General features: G+C 40.9%; 21 protein-coding genes. 9 read left to right on the top strand and 12 right to left on the bottom strand.

The window, feature by feature from the left end; genetic code table 11:
• Positions 1–40 precede the first annotated feature (40 nt).
• The 6 genes from AC570H_RS06250 (at position 41) to AC570H_RS06225 (ending at position 8,811) form a co-directional block, all read left to right on the top strand.
• Positions 41–1,399, top strand: coding sequence for an MATE family efflux transporter (locus tag AC570H_RS06250; RefSeq protein WP_497352812.1), 1,359 nt, complete (start codon positions 41–43; stop codon positions 1,397–1,399).
• 196 nt (positions 1,400–1,595) lie between these two features.
• Positions 1,596–4,232: a TonB-dependent receptor gene (locus AC570H_RS06245; protein WP_497352810.1), complete on the top strand. Its 2,637-nt coding sequence runs from the start codon at positions 1,596–1,598 to the stop codon at positions 4,230–4,232.
• Positions 4,233–4,242: 10 nt separating this feature from the next.
• A complete protein-coding gene (locus tag AC570H_RS06240; RefSeq protein ID WP_497352808.1) occupies positions 4,243–5,616 on the top strand; it encodes a DUF4876 domain-containing protein in 1,374 nt (457 codons plus the stop codon).
• Between the two features lie 6 nt (positions 5,617–5,622).
• Entirely contained in the window at positions 5,623–7,179 is a 1,557-nt protein-coding gene (locus AC570H_RS06235; protein ID WP_497352806.1) for a DUF6850 family outer membrane beta-barrel protein, read from the top strand.
• A gap of 60 nt (positions 7,180–7,239) precedes the next feature.
• Entirely contained in the window at positions 7,240–8,379 is a 1,140-nt protein-coding gene (locus tag AC570H_RS06230) for a cytochrome-c peroxidase (protein WP_497352804.1), read from the top strand.
• Between the two features lie 66 nt (positions 8,380–8,445).
• Complete coding sequence (locus AC570H_RS06225) at positions 8,446–8,811, top strand: response regulator (protein WP_497352802.1); 366 nt, start codon at positions 8,446–8,448, stop codon at positions 8,809–8,811.
• Between the two features lies 1 nt (position 8,812).
• Here the strand turns inward: AC570H_RS06225 and AC570H_RS06220 are convergent, their stop codons facing one another.
• The 12 genes from AC570H_RS06220 to AC570H_RS06165 form a co-directional block, all read right to left on the bottom strand.
• The gene (locus tag AC570H_RS06220) at positions 8,813–8,971 is read right to left on the bottom strand and encodes a hypothetical protein (RefSeq protein ID WP_497352800.1); all 159 of its coding nucleotides are present in this window, start codon (positions 8,969–8,971) and stop codon (positions 8,813–8,815) included.
• A gap of 101 nt (positions 8,972–9,072) precedes the next feature.
• Positions 9,073–10,173, bottom strand: a complete 1,101-nt coding sequence (gene dinB / locus AC570H_RS06215) for a DNA polymerase IV (protein WP_497352798.1) — start codon at positions 10,171–10,173, stop codon at positions 9,073–9,075.
• A 2-nt stretch (positions 10,174–10,175) separates the two neighbouring features.
• The gene (locus AC570H_RS06210; protein WP_497352796.1) at positions 10,176–11,126 is read right to left on the bottom strand and encodes a hypothetical protein; all 951 of its coding nucleotides are present in this window, start codon (positions 11,124–11,126) and stop codon (positions 10,176–10,178) included.
• A gap of 26 nt (positions 11,127–11,152) precedes the next feature.
• Complete coding sequence (locus AC570H_RS06205; protein ID WP_497352794.1) at positions 11,153–11,899, bottom strand: hypothetical protein; 747 nt, start codon at positions 11,897–11,899, stop codon at positions 11,153–11,155.
• 410 nt (positions 11,900–12,309) lie between these two features.
• Entirely contained in the window at positions 12,310–12,996 is a 687-nt protein-coding gene (locus AC570H_RS06200; RefSeq protein WP_497352792.1) for a pseudouridine synthase, read from the bottom strand.
• Positions 12,997–13,097: 101 nt separating this feature from the next.
• Positions 13,098–14,000 carry a histone deacetylase family protein gene (locus AC570H_RS06195; protein WP_497352790.1) on the bottom strand — a complete coding sequence of 301 codons (903 nt, stop codon included), beginning with the start codon at positions 13,998–14,000 and terminating at the stop codon, positions 13,098–13,100.
• 76 nt (positions 14,001–14,076) lie between these two features.
• Positions 14,077–14,937: a bestrophin family protein gene (locus tag AC570H_RS06190; RefSeq protein ID WP_497352788.1), complete on the bottom strand. Its 861-nt coding sequence runs from the start codon at positions 14,935–14,937 to the stop codon at positions 14,077–14,079.
• Entirely contained in the window at positions 14,930–16,219 is a 1,290-nt protein-coding gene (kynU, locus tag AC570H_RS06185; protein ID WP_497352787.1) for a kynureninase, read from the bottom strand. The genes AC570H_RS06190 and kynU overlap by 8 nt, the downstream gene beginning before the upstream one ends.
• A gap of 69 nt (positions 16,220–16,288) precedes the next feature.
• Entirely contained in the window at positions 16,289–16,777 is a 489-nt protein-coding gene (locus tag AC570H_RS06180) for a pyridoxamine 5'-phosphate oxidase family protein (RefSeq protein WP_497352784.1), read from the bottom strand.
• Positions 16,778–16,855: 78 nt separating this feature from the next.
• On the bottom strand, positions 16,856–17,461 hold the full coding sequence (locus AC570H_RS06175; protein ID WP_497352782.1) for a DNA-3-methyladenine glycosylase: 606 nt from the start codon (positions 17,459–17,461) through the stop codon (positions 16,856–16,858).
• Entirely contained in the window at positions 17,454–17,930 is a 477-nt protein-coding gene (locus AC570H_RS06170) for a GAF domain-containing protein (RefSeq protein ID WP_497352780.1), read from the bottom strand. The genes AC570H_RS06175 and AC570H_RS06170 overlap by 8 nt, the downstream gene beginning before the upstream one ends.
• Positions 17,931–18,011: 81 nt before the next feature.
• A complete protein-coding gene (locus AC570H_RS06165; RefSeq protein ID WP_497352778.1) occupies positions 18,012–18,224 on the bottom strand; it encodes a PLDc N-terminal domain-containing protein in 213 nt (70 codons plus the stop codon).
• Positions 18,225–18,586: 362 nt separating this feature from the next.
• On the opposite strand from AC570H_RS06165, the gene AC570H_RS06160 reads away from it, so the two are divergent.
• The 3 genes from AC570H_RS06160 (at position 18,587) to AC570H_RS06150 (ending at position 22,058) form a co-directional block, all read left to right on the top strand.
• Positions 18,587–20,755, top strand: a complete 2,169-nt coding sequence (locus tag AC570H_RS06160) for a S46 family peptidase (RefSeq protein WP_497352776.1) — start codon at positions 18,587–18,589, stop codon at positions 20,753–20,755.
• 72 nt (positions 20,756–20,827) lie between these two features.
• Positions 20,828–21,076, top strand: a complete 249-nt coding sequence (locus AC570H_RS06155) for a hypothetical protein (RefSeq protein ID WP_497352774.1) — start codon at positions 20,828–20,830, stop codon at positions 21,074–21,076.
• A gap of 331 nt (positions 21,077–21,407) precedes the next feature.
• Positions 21,408–22,058 carry a hypothetical protein gene (locus tag AC570H_RS06150; protein WP_497352772.1) on the top strand — a complete coding sequence of 217 codons (651 nt, stop codon included), beginning with the start codon at positions 21,408–21,410 and terminating at the stop codon, positions 22,056–22,058.
• Positions 22,059–22,068: the final 10 nt, after the last annotated feature.

Below are 22,068 nucleotides of genomic sequence, written 5' to 3'. Positions count from 1 at the left end.
GGGCTGAGTTGTGGGATAAAAACCCGACTTTTGTAACCCCATGTTACAAGCCCTCTACACCAAATATAAGCCGTATTACAAAGACAACCTGATCTTGGCCTTACCTATTGTGGTATCGCAGATTGGGCATATGCTGGTACATATGGCCGATAGCATTATTGTGGGCCAGTTTGCCGGAACGGTTCAGCTGGCAGCTGTTTCTTTGGTCAATAGCCTGTTTACGTTGATCCTGGTTTTGGGCTTGGGCATATCATATGGCTTAACGCCTTTGATTGCCAAAGAAAACGGCGCACAAAACCACGAAGAGTGTGGAAGATTGCTATCTAATAGCCTGCTGATTAATATCTTATCGGGGATAATTCTCTATAGCTTGTTGCACTTTGGCACGCTTGCAGCCATCGATCATTTGGGTCAATCGCCTGAGGTGGTTAAATATGCCAAACCCTATTTGGGCCTCTTGTCTATCTCTATTATTCCGTTGATGATATTCCAAACCTTTAAGCAGTTTGCCGAGGGCTTGGGCTTTACCAAACAGGCGATGTTCATTTCGATATTTGGCAACCTTTTGAATATTGTTTTGGGTATTATACTAGTTAGAGGCATGTTTGGTATCGAAGCCATGGGTGTAAAGGGTGTTGGTGTGAGCACGCTGGTTGATCGTAGCCTAATGGCTATAGTGATGTCTTACTATGTATTGAACTCTAAGCACTTTAAAAAGTACCTCCAAAAATTCAAATGGTCGTTTATTGATAAGGTAAGAAGCAAGAAAATCATTAAAATTGGCGCTCCGGTTTCTATGCAGTACGTATTTGAGATAAGTGCCTTTAGTGGCGCAGCTATTTTGATTGGCACATTCGGCGCAGCGCCACAGGCCGCACATCAGATTGCCATTAACCTCGCCGCTTTCACCTATATGATTGCTAGCGGAACGGCATCGGCAGCTACCATTAAAACAGGCAATTATCTTGGCAAAAAAGATCTTTTTAACTTGCGTGCTTCAGCTATAGCCAGTTACCATGTGGTATTGGCCTTCATGGGCTGTACTGCCCTACTTTTTGTTTTAGCCAGCTCTATTTTGCCTTATATCTATACCAAAGATATTGCCGTGGTTGAAATTGCTGCACAGCTTTTGATCATTGCCGGTTTCTTCCAATTGTTCGATGGTACGCAGGTGGTAGGCTTGGGTGTGCTGCGTGGCGTTGGCGATGTAAATATCCCAACCTTCATCACCTTTCTCTCTTATTGGATCATCGGGATTCCGGTAGGCTATTTCTTGGGCATTTACCTTGGCATTGGCGTTAAGGGAATCTGGTACGGTTTAACGATCGGTTTGTTAACAGCTTCTATCCTCTTGTTTTTTAGGTTTCAGCACCGCACGAAGCTGTTGGTTAACTCATAAAGCAGCTGAGCTACATTTCTGTAACAAATCAAACATCAATTAAGAATTATTCTAAATAGCTTGTCTGGCGTTCAGATTTTTTACATCTTTGCGCCGAAATTAGAATTAGTCTAAATTGAAGAAGGTTTATATTTTAATATTTTCTGCTTGCCTACTATTTAATAGTTTATTGTTATGTGCACAACACAAAAATTATGTGCTTAATGGGACAGTAAGAGATAGCAAAAACCAATATTTGGCATTTGCCAGTATTTTCTGCGAAGAAACGCAACTGTATTCGATAACCGACGACAAGGGAAAGTTTAGCATTTCAGTTCCATCCAATCTTAACCAAATCAGTATCAAGGTGACTTCTGTTGGCAAGAAATCGGTTGAAAAAATCATTGAAAAAAAAGATTTTGCCAATATCATCGAAATCATTTTAGTTGAAAGCAGCCTTACACTCAAAGAAGTACAGGTAAGTTCTACCTACAAAGGTCAAAACTCCATTTCGTCTATCACATTTGACGAAGAAGCTATAGAAAGGGTTCAGGCATTCAGTTTAATCGATGTACTAAACACCTTGCCAGGAAAACAGATGACGGCTCCGAATATCAATTCGCCAAAAACGCTTACGTTAAGAAATACACTCGGTGGCAGCTACGACCTTAACAATTCATTAGGTATTCCGATTATAATAGATGGCGTAAGGCTCTCTAATGATGCGAACATGCAATCGAGGCCTGTTACGCAACGTGGCATGGGAGGTTCGGTATTGCCTGCTACAAACGGAGGCTTTGCTGGGGATGTTCCCTTTCAAGGTATCGATTTAAGGGCAATTCCTGTAGAAACAATCGAAAAAATTGAAGTAATACAGGGAGTTGCATCAGCAGAATATGGAGAGTTAACCGATGGCGCTATTATCATTGACCGAAAGGTCGGTAAATCACCACTTCAATTTACTACCAATCTTAATGCCGGAGCCACCAATTATTCGTTAGATAAAGGTTTTAAACTCCCCTATAACCTTGGTGGCCTAACAACGGATTTTAATTACGCTGTTTCAAACAGCAACCCAACAGACGACTTTCAAGAGTATAGGCGCTACTCGGCTTCGATGCGTTGGCAATATAATGTCAGCAAATCAATTAGAAACAAATTCAGTATTGATTATGACCGCAAAGTAGACGAAGTTAAACTTGACCCTGACGACGGCAGAAAGCAGCAGTACTTCTCTAAACAAGCTGGCGTAAGGCTTTCCAATACCACAGATATCAAAGTGGGTACTAAATATCTGAACAATATAAGCCTAGTATTATCCTATTCCCAAACAGACCAGGAAAGCTATTCGGAAGAAGTGCTTAATCAGTCACCTAAGCCTTATACCGCAAAGGACACTACTGGAATTTATGAAGGAATAGTTCTAGGTGGGCAATACCTGGCCATGGAACAAATTGTTGGAAAGCCTATTACTGCGAGTGGAAATTTAAGATTAACCACTTTGTTGAGCATAGGCAATACGAACCATACCTTAACTTATGGTTTTAACACCAGCTATAGCAACAATGGAGGCAAAGGCATTGTTTATGACCCTGAGCGACCAAGATTTGTAAATGTGAGCGGCACCAATATTCGTCCTTACTCGTTTGAATTGATACCTTCAACGCTCAATTCGGGTATTTACTTTACTGACAATATCCGACACAAGATTTTTGGAAAGAAAGCCAGCTCTAACTTGGGTATTCGTTTCGATTCGCAAAATGGTTCCTTATCTATACAACCTAGGCTAAGTACACAGGTAATGTTAAACGACCATTGGAATATTGGTTTAGCTTATGGCATTTCTTCAAAATCGCCAACATTGGCACAACGATACCCTCCTCCAGCATGGTTAGATATTCCGCTTATTTTTGCACAATCAAATGGAACGGCACTATATCTGGTTTATACCGAAAAAATCCAGAGCGCCAATCCAGATCTAAAACCAAGCAAATCTTCGCAAGCAGAGTTTACGGTAAATTATAGCAACAAGACATTCAGTTCACGGTTAAATGCTTTTTATAAAGGCAATACAAATGGATTTAGTTCTGTAAAACAATATCAGCCAATTAGGTTGCCTAACTATGACTATAACTATGACGTTGCCTTGCAGAAAATCGTCTATCATGAAAATGGAACTTTTACCAATTTTTATGACCGCTCATATTATAAAATAGGCAACCTGAAAGGTTCTGATAGCTATGGTGCCGACTGGAGCGTATCCTTCAACAAGATACCTGCCATTAACACCAGTATATCGACCAGTACATCGTTTATCATTTCTAAAGAAACGGATCCTACCTTAGAAATCGATCCTTTAGCCACACCGGTTTCAATAAACGGACAAAGCATCAACTATGCTTTGTACCAGCCTACTACAAGGGATACAAAATATGTAATTACCAGTAAACTGAACACGACAACGCATATTCCAAAAATAGGCTTTGTGGTGATGACCAACACCGACATTTATTGGGCCAATAGGGCAAGTTCTCAATACACCGACAAATTGCAGCCTGCAGTTGGCTATTTGGATCAGCTCATGCAACCGGTATCCCTCGTTGAGGGACAACCTAATCCAATACCGGTTAGAAACCTGAGCTTGACCAATACTGACCAGAAACTGATTTACGCAGTATTTTCCGTATCTGTTGCAAAAGAAATCAGTAAGCGAATCAGAATCGCGATAACCACTTACAATACATTTAATTCCCGTCCAGAATACAGTTATACCAATCCAGATACCGGTGTGTCATCAACAATAGTTTATGGTTCGCCGTTAAGCGTAACTGGAGGGATTTCTATTAAACTTTAATTATATCATTATGAAACGAAGATTACCGTTATTACTCATTCTCTTTGCGGCTGTCATTGCAAGCAGCTGTAAAAAAAATAAAGACGAGGCACAACCTGTCAATATCAATGTCCAACTCAGTGTAGATCCTACCAAGGTATGGTTTGAAGTGCCTTATGAGAAAGCAGAAATCACTTTGATCAACAAAGCGAATAACAGCAAGTACTCATTAAAATCGAACCACCAAGGACAGGTAGCGATAGAAAGCATTGCACCAGGTAGCTATAGCATCAATGTTTCATTAAAAATTACCCCTGCAGAATTTACTGCCTTGACAGGTACAGCACGAGAAGATGATTATTATCTCAATTATTCGTTGGATAACCAATCTTATTTTAGTGATGCCAATGTAAAGATTACCTTAGTTAATAGTACAGTAATTGGCGGTTTTGTAATCAAGCAAGTATATTATGCTGGCTCCAATGTAAATACAGGAGCTGTTACCAGAGATCAATTTATTGAAATCTACAATAATACTTCAGAAACCTTATATGCAGATAGCCTACTAGTAGCCGTAGTTTATGGAAAGACAAGCAAGGCAACAGATAATTATTCTCTGCCAAATAATCAGTACGATTGGAGCAAATCTGTAGGAATTAAATATACTGGCAATGCAAACGATGACTATATCTATGCAAAAGCAATATTTATGATCCCGAGTGATGGCACTGGCAAAAAATATCCAGTGCTGCCTGGAAAAAGTATTGTAATTGCACAAACAGCACTTGACCATACTAAACCTTATGCAAGCAATACACCAGGCACTACTGTAGGTGGCACTGTTAATCCTGATTTGACAGTCAATTTAGCAAATGCTGATTTCGAAGTTTGGCTGTATCCTTATGAACAAAAAATACAACCAGGCAGATCTATGTTTGGAACTGATATACGTAACCCTAATGTACCTAATATGGAAACATTTTTTGCAACAGGCATGAGGGATATGGTACTTAATCCGCAAGGCAATAATTCATTCGCCATATTAAAGGTTGATAAAACAATAGACTTAAACAACCTTCCCGCCTACGCTATTCCAACGGTTACTACAGTAACTTCATCTACAACCTTATATCCGCAATTACCTGCAAAATTTATCATTGATGCTGTTGAAATAGAAGCAATTATTTCTGCCGATCAAACACCAAGAAGGTTACCAATAGCCTACGATTCGGGCGCTATAGGTATTACAGCCGGACCTTATTCAGGTCAGTCTGTTGTTCGTAAAACAGCAAAAACGGTAGCTGGCCGACGCATTTTACAGGACACTAACAATTCAAGAGCAGATTTTGGAGTGTCAACAAAGGCTAATCCTTATAAAGACGAAGCTTCGTTTTTTGCCCAATAAGAAATCATGTTAAAGAAATTTTTAGCCATAGCTTTTATTTTATTTTTCTCTTTCGTTCTAGTTTATGCACAGAACGGAAGAGATTCTGTTTATATCTTTCACCAGGATAAAAAACTGATCGAAAACAGGTTGTTGTCTCCTACTTTTGCAAATAGAGATAAGGTAACGAGTTATGGCTTTTTACAATTGGATTTCAAACACGAAAGCGGAGGGCTGAGAAGGGCGCAAGAGGCTTACAACGTAAATCTGCCTAAGTTTTTTGCCCAAGGCTTTAATATATTGGGCAAGTTTAGAATTGCCGGCAGCTTCGAGTTTAACAAATCATTTGAAGACAGCTTGGCCAACGGACAAAAAAACAATCTCGAAGATTTCACTACCTTTTATCCTTATGCCAATAAAAGCGGCGATTATAAGCGTCAAAACTATATTATCAAAACGTCTATAAGCTATGCTGCTTTTAATGATCATTTGTCGCCTTTTATAAACCTAGATTATCATAAACACGAAAGTTATGGCACTATAGATCCCAGATTAAGTTCTAATAGATTTATATTCAAGGTAAAACCAGGCATAACCTATAAAACTCAAAAACATGCTTTTGGATTTTATGGCATAGTTGGAAAAGCAGATGAGCAAGTTTCTTTGTCTTATAAAAACAGCAATTTTAAAGAAAGTCTGCTTTATCCAGACCGTATCCATTATATGCAATACGGATATGGCAGTTCAAAAATCAAAGACACCAGCAATGTTTACAAATATGATAACTATAAAGGAGCTGGCATTCAATATGCCTTCAAATCAAATGATTGGGATATTCAATTTTCAGCTGAATATGAGCTTTTTGAAAACAAAAACTATGATAGAAGTCGAACAGTTTCTGGATTTAGAACAATCGGAATTTTTGACCTGAATACCTTCTCCGGATCACTCCTGCTAAGTAGAAAAAAGGAGGAAAAAAGCGATCAGTTAATCGCTTTGGATTTTGCGTACAATGATGGTTTCGATGGAAATCTAAAAACATCGGGAAGTTTAAACCGAGTAAACTATCGGGTAAACGCATTCAACTTGAACGGTTCTTACGGATATCTCTGGGACAAGCACAAAAAAACTATAAAAGAACTCGGATTTTCCTTTGCTTACAACCAGAACGACAAACAAGACTTGGGTCAGGCAGACGGCTTATCTTATGAGCAGCTCAAAATTGGCTTGAACGGCAAAATCTATTACAAAATAGATGCACAGAGCAGTTTTAAGCTCTCTCTTTCGCCATATTATCTTTTGCCATTAAATACAACGTTAAAATATAACAACAACTCTTTAACAGAATTTATAAGAAACGTAGTGTTTACCGATTATTACTATTTTAACAGCAAAAGCATCGGTTCTGAGTTTAGTGCTGAATATATTTCATCTAAGTTGATAAAAAATCAGCAATTTGGCTTATACTTTCAATTAGATTACCGAAACCAATTGAAACAAGAACTAAGAACAGATCTAAATCCAACATTTGTTCCCAACGGCAACAGATCTGTATTTCACTTAGGTATAAACATGTACCTCTAACCTATTAAAAGCATTACAATTTTATAAAACCATTCTGTTTTAATCTGTATTTTTGATGCCATGAAGAAGACTCTGTTCGGCTTAAGTGCTACCCTTGCTTTTTTGTTGTTTTTGTCGTTCAGGTCTACCGAATTTAAAATAGGTGATGACATTTCTCCTGATTCTCTAAGAAAAATCTATTCCAAATCGCCAGACCAATGGCCAAAGCCAACGGTTGATTCAGGCGTAAAATATACTGAACTGGGTATTTTACCTCCTTCTCCCATCGATTTAAAAAATGATTCGATCAAGAAAATTGTTGATTTGGGCCGTTTGTTATTCTTCGATCCACGACTTTCTGAATCCAACCAAATTTCTTGTTCAAGTTGCCATGCACCCGATCTCAATTGGGCCGATGGCCGTGAGGTTTCTATTGGTCATGATCATGCCAGCAATACCCGTAATGCACCTTCACTAGAAAATGTTTGGTTCTATAAGCGCCTATTTTGGGATGGGCGAGCCAACAGCCTAGAAGATCAGGCCCAAAGTCCGCTTACTTCTAATATCGAAATGCACCAAGACATGAAGGTGTTGCCTAAAAAGCTGAAGAAAATTAAGGGCTACAGAACGCTGTTCACGGTTGCATTTGGCGACGACAACATCAACACTGAGCGTATTTTTAAAAGCCTGGCCGATTTTCAGCGTACCATCGTCAGCAGAAAAACTGATTTTGACAGGTTTCTGGAAGGCAACAAAAACAGCTTGACCGATCAGCAGTTAGTAGGTTTGCACCTGTTCAGAACCAAAGCCCGTTGTATAAACTGCCACAATGGCCCCTTATTTACCGATAACGATTTCCATAACGTGGGCCTCACCTATTATGGCCGCAAATACGAAGATCTGGGCTTATACAATGTAACCAAAAAAGCAGAAGATGTAGGCAAGTTCAAAACGCCAAGCCTACGCAACGTCATGCGTACCGGACCCTGGTTCCACAACGGCCTGTTTGGCGATATGGATGGCATTATGAACATGTACAATGTGGGCATGCCGGTACAAAGGGTAAAACCAGAACAGGAAAAAGATCCTTTATTGCCTAAAAACGACAAGCTTTTACGAGGCTTAAGGCTGAGCAAAGGCGAAAGAGATGCCGTCATCGCATTTTTGCAGTCTATTACTACCCTACCATGGAAAGACAGGCAGCCAGAACTGCCAAAATAAACCTTATTTAATTTGTTTTGCTAAGATTAGAATTGCTTATCTTTAGACGCAAAATTTATCACCTAAATGAAAAAGCGCATATTGGTTGTAGAAAACAATAAGGACATTCTTGAGATGATCTCATTGATACTGGAGGAAGAAGGATATGAGGCAAGCCTGTATGCCAATGAAAAAAACATATTTGAGCATATCACCATTTTCCAGCCAGATGCCATCCTATTGGATATTGTAAAGCCAACCATCGAAGGTACTGAGCTTTGCAGACAGATTAAGGCAGCCGAACAAACCAGCCATATTCCTGTGATTGTGCTTTCTACACACCCGCAAATACAAAAAGTTAAAGAAGTTTGTGCAGACGAGGTGGTACCAAAGCCATTCGATATCGATGCTTTGCTCGAAGTATTGGCAGAACAGCTCAAAAGCGCAAGCTAGGTTAAACCTGCTCTTCGCCGTGTTTTTCGGGTTTTGTTTCGCGCTCGTTCAGTTCCTGTTCTAGATTTTTCTGGTCTTTTCTATTGCGTTTTACAATAAAATAAACAAAAGCTAAAACGGCTACAATAACAATCGCAATAACTACAACATTGATCTTCATGATACCTTACCCAGGTTATAAATTCCCTGTATTTAATTAATAAATAAAAATAAGGGCATTTTATTTACTTAAAGTTAAGCTTATATTATCGTTAGCGCTTGCTAATCGAACAGAGAAGTCTGATAGCCTACTATCGATGCCTTAGTTTTGGTGTCGCCAAAGTTAGAAAAACCAACGCCGATGAGTCTTACCTTTTTACCTTCAAAATCAGCTTGTTCCAATAGGCTTTGCGCAATTTCAAGCACTTGCTCCAGCTCTAAGATTGGCGTAGCAAAAGAGGTGCTTCGGGTAATCTGTTTAAAATCGCCAAACTTGATCTTTAAGGTAAGTGTACGTCCATACACCTGATAATGTTGCAGCCGCTTAAAAGCAGATTTGGCAATCTTGTCCAGCCAATCATTGAGCTCCTCCCCTTTATCCAAATCATAAGAAAAGGTATCTTCGGCACTAATCGATTTGATATCGTGATGAGGTTGTACCGGCCTATCATCAATGCCTCGAACAATTTGATAAAAGAACTTGCCCGTTTTGCCAAACAGCTGCACCATTCGCTGTTCGCTTAATTTCTTCAGGTCTAGTCCTGTATGCAGGCCTTGGCGCTTCATCTTTTCGGCCGTTACTTTGCCTACGCCAAAAAACTTCTCTACCGGAAGGTTTTCTATAAATTTTTCAATTTTAGATGGACCAATAAAAGTCAATCCGTCAGGCTTGTTCATGTCCGAAGCGATTTTCGCCGTAAACTTATTGATGGATACTCCGGCCGATGCCGTTAAATGCAGCTCTTCTTTAATGGCCTGTTTAATCTCTTGTGCAATGGTAATGGCCGAGCCGATGTGCTTTTTGTCCTCAGTTACATCTAAATAGGCTTCATCAAGCGAAAGTGGTTCGATCAGATCGGTGTATCGGCTAAATATTTCCCGTATTTTTTGCGAAGCTTCTTTGTAGGCTGCAAAGCGCGGATAAACAAAAATAGCATGCGGACAAAGCTGCTGTGCCTTTCTACTCGTCATGGCAGATCTAACTCCGTATTTTCTCGCCTCATAGCTGGCCGTAGCCACCACGCCCCTTCCTTCTGGCGGTCCGCCAACCACCAGTGCCTTTCCCCTATATTCAGGAAAATCACGTTGCTCCACCGATGCATAAAATGCGTCCATATCGATATGGATGATTTTTCGCAGCAGTTTATGGTCTTCGGCTTTCATCTTTAAGGCAAAATATAGGAAGAATAGGCTCGGTCTTTCCAAAAAACGTATCCTTTATTTTCGAATTTTGTACCTGCAAAAACCAATTGGATAAAGCCGTTCTTTTCTACCAAAACAGTATGGAATATTTTGGCTTCTGGATTTTTGATCAGGGTAAAAGCAATTTTGTTATTCTCGTTCTTGAAACTGATCCGATCCTCGAGTTCCTGCTTTTTAAGATTGTGCGATACCAAAAGATCTTTGGCCATGAGCTGGCTTCGGTACCAGGTTCCGCCAGTTGGCGATACCAATGGCTTGCCATTGTACATCACCACACTATCGTTATAGGCAATAACCTGGAGGGATTTTTTGCCCAGCTTTAACCAATTGGAAAGTTTTGTCTGGTGCTTTTCTGTTTCATAGCCATAAGTGGCATCTAAAAAACCAATCCTTTCGAGGTTTGTTGGTATTTGTTGCTGGGCATTAATGTAGCCAAAAATAAAGCTTCCGCCCCCACTGTGACCAGTTAGTAAAAGTTGTGGATGATATTTTTTGTAGCGCTCTTCTATCTGCTCGACCAAATCGCCAATACGTTCATCGCTGTTGGCAAACTTCCTTCGCCATGCCGGCCAGGCTTTCAGCGCGTTTTCCGCATAAACCACAATGTAATTGGTATGTGGGTCAGTTTTTCGGATAAATGCTGTTTGCGCGCCAATGTGTTGGATATCAAAATGCCAGTCATCACCTGTTTCCAGCTTTTTGCCAAAGCTTTGCGCCGTTGTATTGCCGTTGGGCAAAGCAAAAATAATCAATTTGGTGGGTTGCTTGGCTTTAAGTTCGGGCTCGTCGAAGGTAAGGGTTATACCGCTATCAACATTCAGCTTTTTAAACGAGTCGAATCGTTCTTTAAAGCTCTGCTGCGCCTTTAGCATCACATTAAAAAACAACAGGAAAATGATAAGCAGGTACCGCATACCTACAAATCTACAATAATCTCTTGCTATTTTTTCTTGGTCCTGCCTAAATTTACCACTGCCCCAACACTGAATACCGAATTGCCCGCATTTAAGAATTTACGGCTTTTCAATCCAAAATTGCTCCCGCTGGTATATTGCAGCTGTACCTCGTCGCTCAAGATCATGCGCGTAAAAAACACCGGTTCTAAAAAGATATTGTCTTCATTGGCCTGTTTAATGCCGTTATGGAAAAAATCATTGGTTTTTACAAAGCTCATCCGTAGTGCAGTGCCATAATTCAAGGCAAAGTTAACGCCAAACAAACGGAGCTTGTCTTTTTTCTTGGAGCTGTAATTCACCTGGATAAATTTCTTGTCGTATTTCGAATCGTAGAGATCTTTACTCAGCACCACATCGTTCTGGTCAAGTTCCCTAAACAGCCTACTGCTTTTTCCGCTGCCCAGGCCTGCATAAATTTCTAATATTCGGTTGTTGTCTGGTCCGAAGGTATTGAAATACCCTGCGCCGAACTCTATCATTTTATGTTTGATGTCTTTTTTGGTGCCCTCATTGTTCATGTAGGCGCCGTTGGCCAGCACCGCAAAATGGTTGCTTACGGCATAGGCCGAATTAAAATTGGCATTGCCTTTTAGAGAGATGTGAGCGCCAGCTGCAATTTCGCCCTTCGTGGTCAACATTGGCGTATTTGGTACGCTTGGCATATAAATAGATGAACAACTGCTCAGTGCAACTAGGGCTACAGCTAGGATAAGGTAGAAATATTTCGTCATATTAGTTTTTTAACAGCAAACGCCAAACAAATATTGTGCTAGATAACGCGAATTGCGAATAAAAACACTTTTTGATTAGAAAGATTGGCAAAAAGCTTAGTTACTCGTTAGAAAAGCAAAGCCAGCATTTCATTTGATTGTTTGTCCCGCTTTTTGCTTTACTGCACCTCATGCTTCGGCTCCGTGTTCGCGCCAATCGGGTTTAGGAAACAAACAGGGCTACAACTATGCTCCTTGCACGATATCTGGTTAAATAGCCCGGATTGGAGTGATATCCTTTTTTGCCCAAATAGCAAAAAAGATATAGTGAAAAGCAGGACTATCGTTAATTTGCAGCACAGGCTTTGCGCTTCAACCATTCAATCTTACGTGCTTTAGCAAAACTGGATCAGGTTTTTACGAAGAGATGGCTAAACAGCTACAAATTTCATCAATTCCATCATTCTTTTAAATTCTTCATGTACAGTAGCCCTTAGCTGAACTTGCTGACCAGTTACCGGATGCACAAAAGCCAACTCGCTCGCATGCAACAACATGGTGGTCATTTCGAACTGCTCTAAAAAAAATCGGTTTTGTTTGTTGCAACCATGTTTTCTATCACCAATTATTGGATGAAAAATATGGGCAAAATGCTTGCGTAACTGATGCATGCGACCAGTTTTTGGAGTGGCTTCTACCAAAGAGTACCTCGAAGTGGCGTGTTTGCCAAAGGCGACGTCGATTTCTGCCCGCTGCAGCGTAACGAACGAAGTAAAGGCATCCTGCATGGTGCCGTTCTCCTTGGCTAAGGGATAATCAATATCAAGCTGATCGGGTGCATAGCCACGTAAAATGGCCAGGTATTTTTTTGCCACCTCGCCTTCCATAAACTGTTTGTGCATGGCAATTTCTACCTCTTTCTCAAAGGCAAAAAGCAATAAGCCACTGGTTTTACGGTCTAATCGGTGTACCGGACTTACCTGACGGCCAATTTGGTCTCTTAAAATTTGCAAGGCAAATTCGGTAGCGTCATTGGCTATTTTAGAACGATGCACCAATAAGCCATGGGGTTTATTAATGGCAATGAGGTGTTCATCCTGATACACGATTTCTAACATCTGGCGAAGATAAGGTTTTTGTCATTCTGATCCAGATTTGATTGGGAGAGGAATATGATAACTTGTCTTTTTAGATCCTTCACTTCGTTCTGGATGACAAATTATAGAAACAAATCTACCGCCAGCCTAAATGTATTGCAATGGGCATCTACAATTGTTTTGATATCTTCAGAATAGCCACCACCCATACTTACCTGAACGGGTACCTGATGTTTGATGCAAGCTTCAAAAACCAGTTGATCACGTTCCTTGCAGGCTTTTTTGCTCAAAGCCAATTTGCCCAGTTTATCGCTGGCCAACACATCTACGCCTGCTAAATAGAAAACAAAATCGGGTTGGTGCTTTTTAAACACTTCATTCAGCGCCGTGCTTAGTTTGGCTAAGAATTCTTCATCGGCAGTGCCATCGGCTAAAGGGATATCTAAATCTGACTGCTCTTTTCTAAAGGGAAAATTCTTATCGCCATGCATGGAGAAAGTAAATACCCTTGGTTCTTTTGCAAATATTTGGGCAGTTCCATTGCCTTGATGCACATCTAAATCGATTATTAAGATGCGCTTAGCCAATCCTTTATTCAGCAGTTCGTTAGCTGCTATCGCCTGATCGTTTAACAAGCAGAAACCCTCGCCCCAATTGCTGCCTGCATGATGTGTACCGCCAGCCACATTAAAGGCTATGCCATATTGCTGGGCAAAACGAGTACCATCAATTGTTCCCTGAGCAATTCTGATTTCACGTTCTACCAATTGGGCAGTGAGCGGAAAGCCAATCCTGCGTTGTTCTTTTAAAGGCAGGGTTAAATCGCGTAGCTGCTTCCAATAATCGGCATCATGGGTAGCTAAAATAACCTCTTCCTGCAAAGGCTCGGGTGCAAAAAGGTTGATCTCTTTTATTGTTCCCTCATGCAGCAGTTGCGCTGGTATCAATTCGTATTTAAGCATCGGAAAGCGATGTCCAGCCGGCAACGGATGCGCGTATAAATGATGATAGGCTATTTTTAACATTTTTATCGAATAAGGAACAAGGAATAAAGAGCAAGGATTAGTCTTTTTATCTTTGTTCCTTGTTCTTTTGTCTTAGCTAACCTAAAATCTCCCCCACATGCTTTTCAATGTTATCGCAGATCTGGTCAACCGGAAGATCGTTCGCATCGAAACCAAAAGGATTTTCGATTTCTTCGGCAATCAGTTCCAAACTGGCCAATACATATAAAATAAAAGGTACAATAGGAATTACAAAATAGCCCAAGCTAAACACCCATCCAAAAGGCAGGGTAATGACATATATGAAAATGAATTTCTTGATAAAGGCACTATAGGAAAACGGAATTGGCGTATTCCGAATGCGTTCGCAACCTCCGCAGATGTCGGTAAATTGGCTCGAATCTGTATTTAAGGTAATCAATTGCTCCTGAGAGATCTTATTCGCCGCCTGTAAAGCATACAGCCTGCTCACTATACTGGTAGCCACCTGGTTGGGAATATGCTTGCCTCCATCAATTTCGATCAGGAAACTGTCTTTGCCAAAGTATTGCTTCTCGCGCAAATGTTCTTTTAAGGCAAAGGCATATTTGGGAATGGCGTATTTAAAGAAATCGTTTTCTTCCTGATCTAAATTTAAAGCCTTGATCTTAATGGCAAAATTACGACTCACATTGGTTAAAGCCCCTAACAGCTTTCTCCCGTCCCACCACCTGTCATAAGAAGTATTGGTACGGAACACCAGCAACATCGAAATCACAAAGCCCAGCAGGTTGTGCATCATGCCCAGGTTTTTAATGTAAGTGGTTTCGGCCAGTTTAAGGTAACGCAACTCTAAAAAGGCTATAATGCCCGAAAATATGGCTACGCCAAGCATCAACGGCCACAGCTTCCTAAAGGTGTCTGCCTTATGGATGTGAAAAATAAAGTGGCTCCACTCTTTGGGGTTGTAATTAATCATTTAACTGTTGGCTAATGGTTAATAATAGTTCTCCTGTTCTATAAACGTCTTCAAAGCTGTTGTACATCGGTACCGGACTAAGGCGGATCACATTAGGTTCGCGCCAATCGCCCAACACATGATGGGTAACCAATTGGTCGAAGACCTGCTTGCCATTGGCTCTGGCAATGATAGAAACCTGTGCGCCTCGTTCAGCTTCATTTTGTGGGGTAATGATTTTATATTGCTCTACTCCTAACTTCATATTTACTTCATTTATAATGTAAAATAGATAAGAAGTTAAAGTTTTACTTTTATTTCTTAAAGGTTCAATGAAGCCTGCTTTTTCAAACAATTGCAAGGATGCATGGTAAAGCGACATGGGCATTACCTGCGTACAGCTTATCTGCCAGCCATCGGCACCGGCTTCGGGTACAAAGCCTTTTTCCATTTTAAAGCGTTGCGATTCCTGGTAGCCCCACCAGCCTGCAAAGCGATGCAGGGAAGTGTCCGAAAAATGCTTCTCGTGTACAAAAATTCCACTGATACCACCCGGACCTGAGTTTTGGTATTTATATGAACACCAACAGGCAAAATCGATGCCCCAGTTATGCAACTCCAAAGGCACATTACCAGCTGCATGGGCCAAATCGAAGCCAACGATAGCACCTACGGCATGGCCAGCTTGGGTAATGGCAGGCATATCATACCATTGTCCGGTAAAATAATTAACCCCTCCAAACAATACCAATGCAATTTCATCACCATTAGCCTCAATTTCTTCCAGAATAGTTGCCGTTTCTAAAGTATAAGCACCATCTTTTGGCTTCACTTCTATAATGGCTTCTTTAGGATCATATCCATGAAAACGAACCTGGCTCTCTATCGCGTATTGGTCAGACGGAAAAGCGCCAGCCTCCATAATGATCTTGAACCTTTTGCCTTTGGGACGATAAAAGCTCACCATCAGCAAGTGCAAGTTAACCGTTAAGGTATTCATTGGGCAAACTTCGCTTTCCTTTGCGCCTACAATGGGCGCCATGAGTTTTTTGAGTTCCTTGTGGTAAAACATCCAAGGGGTTTCGCCTTCGAACCAACCCTCTACAGCAAGGTTTTTCCAGTTGTTTAATTGTACCTGCATTACTTCTTGTGCAACTTTAGGTTGCAATCCTAAAGAATTACCACACAGGTAGATAAATTCTTTTCCGTTGTGTTGCGGAAAAAGAAATTCGTTTCGCATTCCGCGCAAGGGATCTGCTTGATCCAACTGTTGGGCAAAAGACAAATTGTTCTCAAAATTCATGCACCAATATTAATAAAAAAAAGCCTAACCTGTGGGCTAGACTTTCCATTTTAGGATTTCATTGCTGTGTTAAAAGCTAATTTTTTCGTGTTTGCCTTCTTCATAGGTGGTACCCTTAACTATGGCTTTCAGCATATTGAAAAGCAATACCATTTTACTCGAGCTGTTGTCCCAATACTCGGCCACAGATGGCGCAACCTTAATCAGGGTTAAAGTAGGGTCTTTGATTCCATCAGGAAACCAAGCCTTTACCGCTGGAGAAAAATAAGCTTCTTTTCGGGCAATATCGTCAACCAGTTCGGCCTTGCCGTTTACATAGAGGTAAGTATTGCTTGAAGGATCACCAAAACCAAGGTTTACTTCATTTTCTTTCGAAATCTCTTTAGACTTGGGCGAATATTCATTGGTAAAGAACCAAAGGCTTCCATCCTCTTCTATTTTGGCTACCGACATTGGCCTGCTATGAAAACTGCCGTTTGGGGTTAAGGTATTGAACATGCAAAAACCCACTTTCTCTGCCATTTCTTTTAATATGGCTATATTTTTTTCGTTTTTCATATTGCTGTTGCTTTTAAGAAATAACAGCAAGGCCATAGAAAGGTTTAAAGAAGCACACACCCGTTTGGAGTACGGCTATTAAGAATTGGGCTTGCTTACATACTTGTTGCCCTTTACGTAAAAGCGCCAAGGCAATAAGGCATGTTCTGCCGCATAATCTACTCCAACGCGTGGAGAGGCTATAATTTCTTCTGATTTAAAGCGAATTTCATTATCCTCAATCCAGATTTCATCGCCCAATAGATCTTTGGCATTAAGCGTTTTGTTGATGCCTAATGCCTGGGCCAATGCTCCAGGGCCTGCAGTTATCCGAGGGGCCAAAGCTGTCATTTTCCTGCGTTCGAGCATGGTTTCAATCCCCACAACTGGTTCAACGCCACGAATTAAAACCGCATGAGGTGTGCCTTTAGGTGCGGTAACTACGTTAAACAGGTAGTGGATTCCATAACAGAGGTATACATAAGAAACGCCACCCGCTTCATACATGGTTGAGGTCCGGGGCGTAAATCGGCCACCATAAGCATGTGAGGCCTTGTCGCCTACGCCATTATAAGCCTCTGTTTCTACAATTGTTCCTGCGGTGAGCTTTCCATCAACCAGGGTAAAAAGCTGTTTGCCCAATAGCGCTATGGCTAAGGCGGTTACATTATCTTGCTGATAAAAGGAATAAGGAAGTTTAGACATCTAATAATTTCACGATCTGCTGTAGGTATTGGGCATCAACTTCATCGAAATGAGCCAAATATTCACTATCAACATCTAATACGCCTATAATGTTTCCATTATGGTAAAGCGGCAGCACGATTTCTGATTTAGAGGCAGAAGCACAGGCAATATGGCCAGGAAATTCATCAACATTGGGAACGACGATGGTTTCGGCCTTGGCCCAAGAAGTGCCACATACCCCTTTGCCTTTTTTAATGCGCGTACAGGCAACTGGTCCCTGAAAAGGCCCTAGAACCAATTCATCGTTCTTAACCAGGTAAAAGCCTACCCAAAACCAGCCGAACTGTTCCTTTAGGGCCGCGCAAACATTGGCTAAGTTGGCTATTTGGTCGGTTTCGCCAAAAAGCAAAGCTTCTATTTGAGGAATTAACGTTTGGTATTGTTCTTCTTTTGTTCCGGTACGGGTAATGTTCAAGTCTTCTGCCATGGTATTTGATTGAACTGCAAAATTAACAAATCACCAGGCGATTTTCGGTGATTGACAAAGAAATAACGCTTTAGTGACAGACTAGGCGTTAGTGGCAATCAGGTCTTTTTTGCCGATAGAAAAGTAGAGTAGTCCGCCAACAATAGGCAACAGCATCACGATATTGGTCCATGCCCATTTCCTTCTGCGCTTATCCAACGGAAATTTTGAAATGCTGAGGATAGCGAACAAATCTATTGCAGCAATAAGCAACAACACGATAAAGAAGAACAAATAACCGATGAAATTTTCCATAAAGAGAGATTTAAAGCTAAGCTATTCAATTGGTAGCATTAATTCAAGTTAATAGTAATCAGGCATCTATCTCAAGTGAGATCCCGAATCAGGTTCGGGATGACGAATAGACTTTAGGTTTAGCAACAACCGCCGTCCCCTAAACCCGATTGGCGCGAACACAGAGCCGAAGCATGAGGTCAGTAAAGCAAAAAGCGGGGCTAACGATCAAATGGAATACTGTACTTGCTTTTCAAACAGAAGCTAATAAAATAAATTCTAGTCTCCTTAATTGGCTTGTCAACATCGTTGCGACTATTCCACATTGCATTTCTACATTAAACAAATTGATTAGCTTTGAAGCTACCATAATAATAAGAAAGATGAACAAGAAAACCTTACTCATTACTTTACTTCTTTGTGCCGGTATTGGACAAATGGCCTACCGTACGCCAGAAGAAGGCATGTTTCCTTTAAGCGAAATACATAAAGTAGACCTTAAAAAAGCCGGATTAAAGATAGACCAGAACGAAGTATATAATCCGAATGGAATAAGCCTGGTTGATGCCTTGGTTAACGTAGGTGGCTGTACGGGTTCTTTTGTGTCTAACGAAGGCTTGATCATTACCAACCATCACTGTGCCTTTAGTGCAGTGCAGCTCGCCAGTACGCCAGAGCACGATTACCTGAACGATGGCTTTGTAGCCAAATCACATGAACAAGAAATTGAAGCAAAAGGATTAACCTGCCGTATTACTGATAGTTATGAAGATGTTTCTGATCAAGTTTTAGGTACTGTTGCCAATACCACAGACCCTGCTACCCGCCTCCAGCTCGTTAACAACGCCATGAAGAATATTGCCTTGGATGCAGAGAAAAAAGATCCAAGCATCAAGGCCGAAGTGTCTGAAATGTTTATTGGCAAAAGCTATGTACTCTTCAAATATAAAACCATCCAGGATGTTCGCCTCGTTTATGTACCCGACCGCAGGGTTGGCGAGTTCGGTGGCGAAACCGATAACTGGGTTTGGCCAAGACATACCGGCGACTACTCGTTTATGAGGGCTTATGTGGCCAAAGATGGCTCTCCAGCCAAATACTCGAAAGACAATGTACCCTATACACCTAAAAAGTTCTTGAAAGTAAATCCAAAAGGAACCAATGAAGAAGATTTCGTATTTATTTTAGGTTATCCGGGCAAGACATTCCGTCACCGCCCCGCACAGTTCATCAACTACCAGCAACAATACCTATTGCCTTACGTATCAACACTCTATGATTTTCAGAACAGCATGATGGAAAGCGTAGGCAAAAAAGATAAAACAACCGAGCTGAAACTGGCTACCCGCATTAAAAGAAATGCCAATGTAATGAAGAATTACAGAGGCAAGCTCAAAGGTTTAAAAGACATCGACTTGGTAGCGCAGAAAAAACAGGAAGACGCGGCATTGGCATCCTTTATCAATTCTAACGTAGAAGTAAAGGCCCAATATGGTAACTTGATGAACGACATAGACTTATTGTACAAACAAATCAATGGCGATGCAAACAGAGACTTGTGGTTGGCGCAAATCTATACTTCAACCAGCTTGCTCAACGTAGCCAAGCAGCTCAACGCATTTAAAAGCGATTTGCAGGCACAACCCAATGCCCAGAAGGAAAGTTACTTCAACGCCAATGCACCTAAGCTTAAACAGGCGCTAAATACCGTTTACGAAGCTTACGATATCGATGTAGACAGAAGGATCTTAAAAAAAATGATGATGGATGCCGTTGCCCTGACTACGAACCAAAGGGTAAGCGCAGTAGACAAGATCACGAGCAGAGGCGCCAACAACGAGGCCATGATCAACGATTTTATTAACGACGCTTTCGGCCTGAGCAGATTGAAAGACCAGAATTACGTGTTTAATAATATCCTTAAATCTATTAAATCTGTAAGCGATTACAATGACGGCATATTGCTGTTCGAAAAGGATATTGCGAAGCAGGTTGCCGAGCTGAAACCAGAAAAAGACCGAAGAGAAGGTGTGCTTAACAAGCTAATGGGCGATTATGTGAATGTAAAGGAAAAATTCTTGAAAAAGGATTTCATCCCCGATGCCAATAGCACGCTCAGGTTAACCTATGGGCATGTGCGTGGCTATTCGCCTGTCGATGCCAGTTATATGGCGCCATACACCACGATAAAAGGCATTTTAGAGAAAGGTGCTACCGGCAATCCTGAATTTGCTTACCCGCAGCAGATCAAGGCGCTTTGGGAGGCAAAGGATTTTGGGTCATTTGCCAAGAAAGATCTAAACGACGTGCCTGTTGCTTTCCTTTACAACATGGATACCACTGGCGGCAACTCGGGCTCTCCTATTATGAATGCCCATGGCGAATTGATTGGTGTTAATTTTGACCGTGCCTATGGTGCCACCATTAACGATTATGCCTGGAACGAAAGCTACAGCCGTTCTATCGGCGTAGACATTAGGTATGTTTTATGGGTTGCCGCTAAAATCGATCACGCCGATTTCTTGCTAAAAGAAATGGGCATTAAACTTTAATTAAATTCTTCAAAAGCATGGCGAGGCAACAATTGATTGCCTCGCTATTTGCTGATAAAAAATATAGACCACATGAGAATAGTTGCCGAATTGCCGCATCCAAATTTCAAGATCACCTTGTTTAGCATGAACCAAAAATACATCGTCAAATTTGAGCAGGGCCAGCTGGAACAAAGCTACAAATTAGCAGAGCTCGACCTGATGGGAGGAGGAGCAAATGAAGTATTCCAAATGCTCGACGAAGAGTTTTTAAATACCGTAACCGAGCGTTTCAAAAGCATGAGAAGCGATTTTTCCGCCGCCTACCAAAGACAACAGTAAAAGTTTAGGTAATAATCATAACTAACTGTAAAATAGGTTATTTAATTTTGAATCAGAATATAATTCTGCAAATTAAGCTGTTTTAAATGTTATTACATGCGCAACAAAAGAACATATAATTGATATAAAAATACATAACTAATTGATATTTAAATAAATAAATAATTAAACAAAACTATATTTTGTTCGCTATTATAGCCAAATAAATGCAAAGTAAGCCTGAAAAAATCATTTTTCTGGCTTTTTTATGTCATTACCTATTTGGGGTGCCAAAATAGATTTTCAAACAATAAACGATTAAGGGTGTTATAGCTGAACATAAAACTATCTCATGAAAAAATACTTAAGCGCCTTATTCTGTAGCGCATTGACCTTAATGGCTTTCACTACAAAAGCACAGGAACCTGCCACCCGACCAGACAAATTATATAGCATGAGCGGTATAGGTTTTTCTTTTCCGGTTGGTGAAACAGCAGATTACCTAACACCAAAATTTTCTACCTCTCTTGGGGCTAACTTAGGGCTTGGCAGTAAAGGATTATTTCTATACCCGAAAGTAAGTTTGCATGCTTACGGTTACGAGGAATTGGCTCCAGATGCCGGCTATGTTTACTCGCTAAAAAAATCAAGGGCTACCACCTATTTGCTTAATGTGGCTTTGGGCTATAGACATATCAGCGGGAAATTCGCCTGGTACGGTTTTGCAGGTGGCGGTGGCGGAATTATTCTTACTCCAAGAATTACCGTTGACCAAAGCAATTTGCAGGCCACGCTAGACAACAAGAGCAATAGTATGGGAATGGTGGAAGCCGGACTAGGTACCGAATACAATATTGGAGGGGCCAACCTATTTGTCGAAGCCAGTTACATGCAAGGTTTCAGCAAAATCCAAAACAGAAATTTCAGTGCGGTTCCAATTTCGGTAGGTATTAAACCCAACCTGAGCAAGCTATTCTATAAAATCACTAAAAAGAACAAATAGCAGTTATGAG

The sequence above is a fragment of the Pedobacter sp. B4419 genome, from assembly GCF_059693725.1.
Note: the sequence above shows the minus strand (reverse complement) of the source record. Positions and strands in the feature narration are given on the sequence as shown.